Raw genomic sequence first — 10,573 nt, 5'->3', positions numbered from 1 at the left:
CTCACGCAAACGTCCGGAACCGCCGGATCGTCTCCTCCGCATCGTCAATTGCATCAGGCGTGCCGACCGTCAGCCAATGGCCTTCCATCATCATGCCGAAAAGCCGGCCGCGAGCGATCGCCTTGTCGAAATAGATATTCAGGTTGAAAGCATCTTGGGGCGCATCGTCAAGCAGCGCGGGGCTCATGACGATAGCGCCGGCATAGACGACCGGATTTGAGGGATCGTCGCGATATCGTGTCAGTCTGCCGTCGGAAGCCAGGCTGAAATCGTTCTTGCCGTTATGGCCGGTCGTGTCTTCAATGCGCACGCAGAGCAGCGCCATGTCCATATGTTCGGCATCGAAGAATCCGGCTAAACGCCGCAGATTGCTCGGTCGGTCTGCAGGTTCGCCGATCCAGAAAAGGTCGGCGTTCATGACGAATACCGGCTCTCGATCCAGCAGTTTCAGGCCCTTTGCCAAGCCTCCACCGGAGTTCATCAGCGCATCGCGTTCATCGGAAACGAGAATATCCAGCCCGCGATAGCTTTGGAGGTGCGCTTCCATCTGATCGGCAAAATGATGGACATTGATCGCAGCCTGTTCGACCCCGGCCTCGACAAGCGAATCCAGCGTATAGTCGATCATCGGCTTTCCGCCGATCTTCACCAGAGGCTTCGGAATCGTGTCGGTAATCGGGCGCATCCGGGTTCCGAGGCCCGCGGCCAGTACCATGGCTTGTCTGACGGTCATGCTTGTCCGGATTTATGATTCGACTGGCAGTATTCCAGCCCTTGTGCACCATTCGCGCAAGGGGGCAAGTGCCTCGTGTTCCAGCGCCGCCTTGAGATAGGAAAGCGTACGCGGCATATGCTGCAGATAGCCGGGCTTACCATCGCGCTGCAATAGCCGCACCCAGAGGCCGGCGAGCTTGCAGTTGCGCTGCGCCGACATGATGGCCCATGCCTTCATGAATCCGGCTTCGTCGAAACCGCCCTGTACGCGCCGCAATGAAAGATAGTCGTCCATCAACTGTCGGCAGAGATCCGGTTCGATCGTGACGCGGGCATCTTGAACGATGGAGGCGAGATCGTAGGCCGTCGGCCCGATCATCGCATCCTGGAAGTCGATGATGCCGATCTTGCGGATGCCGCTCTCATGCTCGCGCCAGATGATATTGGGCGAATGGAAGTCGCGCAGCAGCAGGCTTTTTTCGGCCGATTTCAGCTCGTCGATCAGATTGTCCCAGATTGCCAGATACTCGTCCCGCTCGGTATCCGTCGGTCCCGTGCCGCGCCTCCAGGCCATGTGCCAGTCGAGCACAAGCCGCACCTCCATCTTCATGGCGACGCGGTCGAAATTAGGAATGTGATGCGTGTGCGTAGCCGAAACCGGGATATCCTGCGGGATTTTCATCGAGTGGAGATGGGCAAGGCAGGCGACGCTTTCGCGGTAGCGCTCGACGATCGGCCGGCCTTCGTCATCGAGGACACCGTCCTTGCCCAAATCCTCGATCAGCAGAATGCCTTGCTCGTAGTCGACCTTTTCGATTTCCGGCGTTGCGAAACCGCGCTTGCGCAACGTCTCGGCGATCGCCACGAAAGGATAGGCGTCCTGCGCAAGATGCGCGACCTTGGGATAGGGCTTGCCCTCATAGATCGGGGGGCCTTCCGGAGGGGGCCGCCAATCCATGAGGATTTTCCGCGAGCCGTCGCTGAGGCGGAAATATTCATAGGCGCGAAGTGAAGCATCGCCGGTCAGGAACCGCCGTTCCGCATCGCCGTAGCCGGCGTCAATGAGGAAGCGGCGGATCGCCAGCACCCGATGGATTCGGGCCAGAGCCTTCTCCGGTGCCGTGATTGTCGCACGACGGCCGGCACCTTCATGCTCCAGCCGCAACGAGATGCGCGATGCCGGCAGCTCGCCTTCTGCCATTTCGGGCCATTCGACGATGCAGATGCCGTGCTCAAGCGCCTCGTCGAAACCGAGCTCTGTCAGTTCCGAGGCATCGCCAAGCCGATAAAGATCGAAATGCGAAACGGGAATGCGCAGATCGTAAGATTGCACCAGCGTGAAAGTCGGGCTCGGAACTTCAAGCCCGCCATCATCGGCCATGGCGCGTAGAAAAGCTCGCGCCAGCGAGGATTTTCCGGCGCCCAGATCGCCGGATAGTGCCAGGCAATCGCCGGCTTTCAGCGCCAGCGCCAGATCATTGCCAAGACGAAGGGTTGCCGCATCGTCTTCCAGAAAAAGCGAGATGATGTCGCCTTGCGTCATTCGGCGGCGACGGAATGCGGTAGGTTGATGGAAGGGATGCGGCAGGTCACCGTCGTTCCCTTGCCGGGTTCGCTGTCGATGCTGACCTCGCCATTGTGCAGGCTGACAAAGCTGTCGACGATCGAAAGGCCAAGCCCGGCACCACCGCGCTTTCCGCTCTTCGCGCCGGTTGCGAAACGGTCGAAGACGGTCGCGATCATATCAGGCGAAATGCCGGGGCCGCGATCCCGGACGGAGAAGACGAAATCAGTACCCTCGCGACGGCATTCGAGTGCGATCGATGCGCCCTCCGGCGAGAAATTGGCGGCATTGGCCAGAAGTTTCAGCAGGATCTGCTTCAGCCGCTGCGGATCGGCAACGATCGACCCCAGATAGGCTGGAGCGGTGATCTCCAGCGAGACGCCGCTTTCCTGCAGCCGGTCGGCGATCTGCATGGAGACGTCGTCGAGAAGATCGGCGAGATCGATTTCAGCATAGTTCAGCCGCATGATCCCGGCATCGACGGTCGCAAGATCGAGGATGTCGTTGACGAGCGTCAGCAGCACCGAGGATGAGGTGGCGATATGGTCGATGTATTCGGCCTGCCGCTCGTTCAGCGGGCCGACGCCCGGCGTGCGGAGCAGATCAGTGAAGCCGATGATGTTCGTCAGCGGCGAGCGCAGCTCATAGGAGACGTGCTGCACGAAGTCGTTCTTCAGCTCGTCCGCCTTACGCAGCGCCTCGTTCTTTTCCGTCAACGCGCGCTCGGCGCGAACGCTGTCCGTCATATTGACGAAGGTCAGCATGGTCTGTGCGTTCGGCAGCGGGATCACTGCGAAGTCGAGCACGAGACCGGACAGAAGTTCGAGCGTTCCCTGGCTGGAGCGGCGCTCGTCGTCGAAGCTGGTGATCAGCTCTGCAAAGGTCTTCCAGCCATCGGGCTGGTCATAGGACGGGGCACAAGCCTCGCCGATGCCGCGGATATGGGTGCCGGGCTTGGCTTCAGTCTCCGTGATGCCCCAGAGCGCCCGGAAGGCCGGGTTGGAGAGGCGTATACGGCCGTCTGGCCCGAAGACCGCGACACCTTCCGAAAGGTGGTCGATCGTCTCGCCCTGTACCTTTACCAGCGTATTGTAGCGCGTTTCGAGATCGACCTGCTCGGTCAGGTTCTCGAATACCCATGTCGCGCCGCCCTGCGGATGCGCGGTCGCAAAGACGCGCAGCGTCTGGCCGTTCGGCAGGTGCCAGAGGTCGGATTGCGTATCGAGCGAACGATAAACGGAAAGCGCCGTTTCCTTCCACGATTTCCAGTTCAGCTGGTCCGGCAGTTTCTTGGCTGCGCGAAGGCGTTCCAGAAGCTCGCTATTGTCGGGCTTGCTCTCGAGGAACGCGATGTCGAGCTCCCAGAGCGCGACGAAGGCCTGGTTGTAGAATTGCAGCCGGCGGTCGCCGTCGAAAATGGCGACCGGTGTCGCCAGATGATCGAGCGTTTCCGCATGGCTTTTGAGCGTCCGTTCCAGTTCGGCGCGAACCGCTTCGACATCGGAAACATCGACGGCAATGCCGGCGGAGCCGCTGGGGACCTTTACGTCGACTACGTCGAAGAACGTGCGATTGCCGCGAACGACTGTCGAAATCGTATCGTGGAAAGGCGATTCCGGCGTTGCCGTGGCGCGGATACGCTCACGGGCGACAGTCGTCAGGATTTCGCGGCCTTCATTGACAGCCTGCTGGGGCGATTGTGCCTCGACGGCATCGCCATATGCATGGTTCACCCAGGTCAGGCGGCCGCCGGTATCACGCTGCCAGGCGGGCATATCGATGGCATCGAGCATGGTCTGGAAGGCGGAGATCGACGTCATCAGCCGGTCGCGCTCGATCTTCAGCTCTGCCAGCTCGGCGCGCAGATTGTTGAGCGCCACGAAGCGCACGAAGGCGCGGCCGCCGGAAACCCGGCCTTGAGCTTCGATCACCTCGTCCCTGATCGTCTCGATCACAATGTCGAAACTCTCGGCCTGTTCACGAAGACGACCGACCGACCGCTCCAGCTCGGCAGCCGATCGCGCCTTCAGCCAGAGGCCGAAGGCAAGGAATTCATTATCCTGCGGCGCGCCGGTCTCCGGCGGAAGCTGACCGAGGAGCTCCGGCCGCGCGACACCGTCCCAGATCACGATGCGCCGGTTCTTGTCGGCGATCAGTGCCTGATATTGGGAGATACGCTGCTGTGCATCCGAAAGCGCCGAGCGAATCTCCCGGCTTTCATTTTCGAGATTGCCGCGTTGTCGCACCAGCCACAGCGTGGAAAGCAATGCAGCCGAAATGACACCAATGACGACAGAAAGTCCGACAACCTGCGAAGACGTGAAAAGATGTGCCGAGGCGCCGATACCCGGCTGCGCCTGCGCCAGAGCCGGCCAAGCCGGTATGATGACTGCAGTGCTTGCAGCGCACAGCTTTGCAATACGTGCCAAGGACCAATACTTTCGCCTTGCGGTCACACTGACCGTGGCAAACCCATATTTTTGGCCTGCCTGAAGCGGACGGTCAGCAGCATATGCGCGACCTTCCGCCTGGCTGTGCAGGCTGTGTTTCATTTCCGACATCGGCGGTATGTCTCCGTCCTTTAATGTGCCGCATCACGACAAGACATCCCATTTTCGTGGAAAACGGAGAGCTCCGAAGCCACGAATCAAGTCTTAAAACAATACTTCGTTAGGGAATCGTCGGAAAGAGCGCGCCCAAAAAATAAGCCCCGGCATTTGTCAATGCCGAGGCCACCACATCTTGTGGATATCGAAGATGAAATCAGTATCTGTAGTGGTCGGCCTTGAACGGGCCCTGTGGCTTCACGCCGATATAGGCAGCCTGCTCTTCGCTGAGCTGGGTAAGCTTCACGCCGAGCTTGTCGAGATGAAGACGGGCAACCTTTTCGTCGAGGTGCTTCGGCAGGATGTAGACCTTGCTTTCGTACTGGCCGGGCTTGGTGAAGAGCTCGATCTGCGCCAGTGTCTGGTTGGTGAACGAGGCCGACATGACGAAGGACGGATGACCCGTTGCGTTGCCGAGGTTCAAGAGGCGGCCTTCGGAAAGAAGGATGATGCGGTTGCCCTTCGGGAACTCGATCAGGTCGACCTGCGGCTTGACGTTGGTCCACTTCAGGTTACGCAGTGCTGCAACTTCGATCTCATTGTCGAAGTGGCCGATGTTGCCGACGATCGCCATATCCTTCATCTGACGCATATGGTCGATGCGGATAACGTCCTTGTTGCCTGTCGTGGTGATGAAGATGTCAGCCGAGGAAACGACGTCCTCCAGCAGAACGACTTCATAACCGTCCATGGCAGCCTGCAGGGCGCAGATCGGATCAGCTTCGGTGACCTTGACGCGGGCGCCGGCGCCGGAAAGCGAAGCGGCAGAACCCTTGCCCACGTCGCCGTAACCGCAGACGACGGCAACCTTGCCGGCCATCATGACGTCGGTGCCACGACGAATGCCGTCGACCAGCGATTCCTTGCAGCCGTACTTGTTGTCGAACTTCGACTTGGTGACCGAGTCGTTGACGTTGATGGCCGGGAAAGGCAACAGGCCCTTCTGGCTGAGCTGGTAGAGGCGGTTGACGCCCGTCGTGGTTTCTTCGGTCACGCCTTTGATGGCGTCGCGCTGCTTGGTGAACCAGCCGGGCGAAGCGGCAAGGCGCTTCTTGATCTGGGCGAAGAGGATTTCCTCTTCTTCCGAATGCGGGTTGGAAAGAACGTCCTCACCGGCTTCGGCACGAGCGCCGAGCAGGATGTACATGGTGGCATCGCCGCCATCATCGAGGATCATGTTGGAGAAGCCGCCATCGGCCCACTGGAAGATCTTGTCGGTGTAGACCCAATAATCCTCAAGAGACTCGCCCTTGATAGCAAAGACCGGAACGCCGGAAGCGGCGATCGCTGCAGCGGCATGGTCCTGCGTCGAGAAGATGTTGCACGAAGCCCAGCGAACTTCGGCGCCGAGCGCGACCAGCGTCTCGATGAGAACGGCGGTCTGGATCGTCATGTGCAACGAGCCGGTGATACGCGCGCCCTTCAGCGGCTTGGATTCACCGAATTCAGCGCGGCAGGACATGAGGCCGGGCATTTCGGTTTCGGCGATGGTGATTTCCTTGCGGCCGAAATCTGCAAGGCCGATATCGGCGACAACGTAATCTTTCTCAGTGCTCATTGGGCTCTCCAGGCTGAAACGTCTCAAAAACATCGCAAGGACGCGACGATGACCGCAACGGATCGAACGCGTGCGAAATGCACGTCATGCCCGCCGTTTATCAGGCTTCAGCCGGGAAGGCAACGGGGATATAAAGAAGTCTTTATATCTTTATATGGCGCTGAAGATCAGATCTCTTCGCCGAACTTGTTTTGGATAAGCTGATCGAGGGCCTCAAGCGCTTCGACAGCCTGATTGCCAGTCGCCGAGACGAGGACGCTTGAGCCGGGACTTGCCGCGAGCATCATGAGGCCCATGATGGAGGTGCCGCCAACCGTCATGCCGTCTTTCGAAACGGTGATCGTTGCATCGAAGGCATCGACCGTCTGGACGAATTTTGCCGAAGCACGTGCATGCAGACCGCGTTTGTTGATGATGAGGAGTTCCCGGGAGAGCGGTGTCATGGAGGCTTTTTACTTTCCGCTCAGGACCCGGCTTGCAACGTTGATATATTTGCGGCCTGCCTCGGAAGCCTCCGCAAGCGCCTTTTCCATGTTGTTCTCGCCGCGCACGCCAGCGAGCTTGATCAGCATCGGCAGGTTGACGCCGGCAATAACTTCGGTGTGGCCGCTGCTCATGACAGAGATTGCAAGATTGGAAGGGGTACCGCCGAACATGTCGGTCAGAATGACGACGCCATGGCCGTCGTCTGCGCCGGAAACAGCTTCGAGAATGTCCTGTCGTCTTTGGTCCATATCGTCTTCCGGTCCGATGCAGACCGTTTCGATGAATTTCTGAGGACCGACGACGTGCTCTACAGCATGACGAAACTCTTCAGCCAGCTTGCCATGAGTGACAAGCACAAGTCCGATCATGATATTACTGCTCCCATGGCATACGCAAACCGTGGCCCCAATATCGCAACGCAGCAATTACGTCCACCGGTGGGGGCACATCTTGGCGATCAAAAGCCGAAGTGCAAGATAAAAATACAAACATGTAGGTCGTACCGGGCGCTCCGGAAGGCCTCAACTTCCGATTTCCGGCGCTTTTGCCATCAACACGGCAAGAGGCAAGGGAAGATTGGGCAGCAATCGTAATACGGGCAGCTCGAAACCCTCGGCAAGAACGACGGTTTCTCCGTCCGCAGGCAGCCGGTTTTTTCCTGTTGCGCTGGCCGGCAGGATCGCAAAATGCATCTCTGCCCGGTCGATATGGTCGTGCTTGACGATCCCGGTGCCGCGCAACTCGATGAGGCCGACAATAGCGGGCGGACAGGCGGCAGTGATTGCCCCGCCCTGTTTCGAAAGAAATACCTGATCATCGGCCACTAGAACAGAAGAAACACCCTGCCGTCGCGCCTCCGCCATGCAGGTAAAAGCTGTCATCGACTTGCCCCAGCCTGAGGGGCCGGTGAAGAGAAGGCCGGTCCTTCCGATGACGATTGCTGTGGCGTGGATGTTGATCATGTCGCGGAATCGGCGGGAAGCGCAAGGATGAAGCGCGCGCCAAGCAATTTTCCGTCTTCGTCATCGACGATGTTTTCGGCTCGTAGCGAACCGCCATGCGCCTCGGCGATCTGCCGGCTGATGGAAAGTCCGAGGCCGGAATTCTGGCCGAAGCCTTCGGATTCAGGCCTGTCTGTATAAAACCGTTCGAAGATGCGGTCGATATTCTCTGCCTGGATGCCGGGACCATTGTCTTCGATATAAACGACGCAACGGGAGCGGGTACGGACCAGGCGCACCGTGATTTTGCCGTTCTGCTCCGGAACGAAGGAGCGGGCATTTTCGATCAGGTTGGTGATGATCTGGCCGATGCGCAGGTCATGCCCTTTAACGACAAAGCGAGTCTTGACGTTCGGCTTGCGATCGACGGCATACTCGATCTCGACCTTCTTCTTGGTGCTGCGAATCTGGCGCGACACGTCGATGAGGTCGCGCAGAAATACCTCGAGATCGACCGAGCCGGCATCGACGCGCGCAAGCTCGGCATCGAGACGGGATGCGTCGGAAATATCGCTGATCAGGCGATCGAGGCGGCGGACGTCGTGCTGGATGACATCCATCAGCCGCTTCTTGGAATCGTCGGATTTGGCGAGCGGCAACGTCTCGACGGCGCTGCGCAGCGAGGTCAGCGGATTCTTGAGCTCATGGCTGACATCGGCCGCAAAACTCTCGATCGCATCGATGCGGTCGTAGAGGGCGGTCGTCATCTCGCGCAGAGCGATGGAAAGGTTACCGATTTCATCCTGACGTACGGAAAAATCAGGAATCTCCTCGCGTTCCTTGGCGCCGCGGCGCACCCGGATCGCGGCCGCCGAAAGCCGGCGCAGCGGATTGGCGATGGTCGAAGAGAGAACCAGCGACAACAGAACGTTCACGAGCGTTGCGACACCGAAGACGCGCATGATGGCAAGGCGTTCCGCATGCACGATATTGTCGATATCGCCGGCCTGCGTCGACAGCAGCAACACGCCGAGCACGGCTCGGAAACGCTGGATCGGTACCGCAACCGAAACGATGAGCTCGCCCTTTTCCGTCGTGCGGACAACTGCGCCGCGCACGCCCGTCAACGCATTCATGACTTCGGGATAGATGGAGCCGTCACCACCTGGCGCTTCCTTGTAGACAGGAAGATTGCCCGGTTGCAGTGCCTTGTTGAAGAGAGCCGTGAACCATTCGCCCCAGGTCTGTTTTTCCTCTTCCACCGGCGGCAGGTCGAAACGCAGAACCTGGCCACGGGAATAGAGATGACGGGAATCGAGTAGCAGATTGGCGTCGGCATCGAAGATGCGGGCCCGGGTGCGGGTCGGCGAGATCAGCCGGCGCAGAACGGGCGCCACCTTTTCCGGGTCGATCGGAAATTCGAGATCCTCGTCGTTTGGCACCGGCGTAATGCTCTGGCCGGCCTGCAGTTCGAGCAGCTTCTGCGGATCGATGGTGATCGAGTTCGTGTCGACCGAGGCCGATGCCGACACGGCGCCGGCGATGATTTCGCCCTGTGTCAGCAGGCTCTCGACGCGCGCGTCGATCAGGCCTTCGCGGAACTGGTTGAGGTAGAGAATACCGCCGACAAGGACGAGCAGGGCCGCGAGGTTGAAAAAGACGATGCGGCGCGTCAGGCTGGAAAAGACGGCATTGCCGAAGATACGGCGGATCAGGGTGAAGGGATGCGACCAACGCCGACCCCTGACGCGTCGGGTGCTTACGCCCTCCGCATCATCCAGATCCCTTTCCTGCACCAACTGTGCCAATCACGGCCCTTTCGGAGGGCGGGGCCAGTTTGACCGGCCCGCCGCCCTCATTCATCTCTTCCCGCGCTTTAAAGCGTCAGGCTGCTTCGCGGAAGCGGTAACCCACACCGTAAAGCGTTTCAATCATATCAAAGTCAGTGTCGACCATCTTGAACTTCTTGCGCAGCCGCTTGATGTGGCTGTCGATGGTGCGGTCATCAACATACACCTGTTCGTCATAGGCGGCATCCATCAGGGCATCGCGGCTTTTCACCACACCCGGACGCTGGGCCAGCGAATGCAGGATCAGGAACTCGGTGACGGTGAGGGTGACTGCCTCGCCCTTCCAGGTGCAGGTGTGGCGTTCCTGGTCCATGACCAGCTGGCCGCGTTCGAGCGAACGGGCCTGCTGAACCGCGCCCGCCTTCGGCGTGCCGATGGTAGCGACGCCGCCAGCTGCGGCTGCCTCACGGCTCGACGCGCGGCGCAGAACGGCGCGAACACGCTCGACCAGCAGACGCTGCGAAAAAGGCTTGGTAATGAAATCGTCGGCGCCCATCTTCAGGCCGAAGAGCTCATCGATCTCCTCATCCTTGGAGGTGAGGAAGATGACGGGCATGTCCGATTTCTGGCGAAGGCGGCGCAGCAGCTCCATGCCGTCCATTCGTGGCATCTTGATATCGAAGATTGCTAGCTGCGGCGGGCGAGCGAGCAGACCATCCAGCGCTGAAGCGCCATCCGTATAGGTCTCGACCTTATATCCTTCAGCTTCCAGTGCAATCGACACGGAAGTGAGGATGTTGCGGTCGTCGTCAACGAGCGCGATTGTCGGCATGGTGTTGGTCTCCGTCATCAGTGCGCAATCTCCCGGATTGGTCGTCCCCAGGCGGTCTTCGTGACCGGGTGCGCTTATGGAG

Annotated in this window: 9 protein-coding genes; all 9 read right to left on the bottom strand. The window is 59.6% G+C overall.

The window, feature by feature from the left end:
* Position 1: 1 nt before the first annotated feature.
* The gene (locus tag FHX06_RS23585; RefSeq protein ID WP_183881094.1) at positions 2–733 is read right to left on the bottom strand and encodes a nucleotidyltransferase family protein; all 732 of its coding nucleotides are present in this window, start codon (positions 731–733) and stop codon (positions 2–4) included.
* A 12-nt stretch (positions 734–745) separates the two neighbouring features.
* Complete coding sequence (gene tsaE / locus FHX06_RS23580; RefSeq protein WP_183881092.1) at positions 746–2,257, bottom strand: tRNA (adenosine(37)-N6)-threonylcarbamoyltransferase complex ATPase subunit type 1 TsaE; 1,512 nt, start codon at positions 2,255–2,257, stop codon at positions 746–748.
* Positions 2,254–4,839, bottom strand: coding sequence for a sensor histidine kinase (locus FHX06_RS23575; RefSeq protein WP_113209822.1), 2,586 nt, complete (start codon positions 4,837–4,839; stop codon positions 2,254–2,256). Before FHX06_RS23575 ends, tsaE begins: the two co-directional genes overlap by 4 nt.
* 202 nt (positions 4,840–5,041) lie before the next feature.
* Complete coding sequence (gene ahcY / locus FHX06_RS23570) at positions 5,042–6,442, bottom strand: adenosylhomocysteinase (RefSeq protein ID WP_112544990.1); 1,401 nt, start codon at positions 6,440–6,442, stop codon at positions 5,042–5,044.
* Positions 6,443–6,609: 167 nt separating this feature from the next.
* Positions 6,610–6,885, bottom strand: coding sequence for an HPr family phosphocarrier protein (locus FHX06_RS23565; protein ID WP_112544991.1), 276 nt, complete (start codon positions 6,883–6,885; stop codon positions 6,610–6,612).
* Positions 6,886–6,894: 9 nt separating this feature from the next.
* Positions 6,895–7,296: a PTS sugar transporter subunit IIA gene (locus FHX06_RS23560; protein ID WP_007813746.1), complete on the bottom strand. Its 402-nt coding sequence runs from the start codon at positions 7,294–7,296 to the stop codon at positions 6,895–6,897.
* A 153-nt stretch (positions 7,297–7,449) separates the two neighbouring features.
* Positions 7,450–7,890 (bottom strand): HPr kinase/phosphorylase, encoded by a 441-nt coding sequence (locus tag FHX06_RS23555; protein ID WP_113209823.1) that lies wholly within the window; start codon positions 7,888–7,890, stop codon positions 7,450–7,452.
* Positions 7,887–9,677 carry a sensor histidine kinase gene (locus FHX06_RS23550; protein ID WP_112544993.1) on the bottom strand — a complete coding sequence of 597 codons (1,791 nt, stop codon included), beginning with the start codon at positions 9,675–9,677 and terminating at the stop codon, positions 7,887–7,889. Before FHX06_RS23550 ends, FHX06_RS23555 begins: the two co-directional genes overlap by 4 nt.
* 76 nt (positions 9,678–9,753) lie before the next feature.
* Positions 9,754–10,491 carry a response regulator transcription factor gene (locus FHX06_RS23545; protein ID WP_210300621.1) on the bottom strand — a complete coding sequence of 246 codons (738 nt, stop codon included), beginning with the start codon at positions 10,489–10,491 and terminating at the stop codon, positions 9,754–9,756.
* Positions 10,492–10,573: the final 82 nt, after the last annotated feature.

This window comes from Rhizobium sp. BK512, assembly GCF_014194915.1.
Lineage (GTDB): Bacteria > Pseudomonadota > Alphaproteobacteria > Rhizobiales > Rhizobiaceae > Rhizobium.
This window is presented reverse-complemented; position numbering and strand designations above follow the sequence as displayed.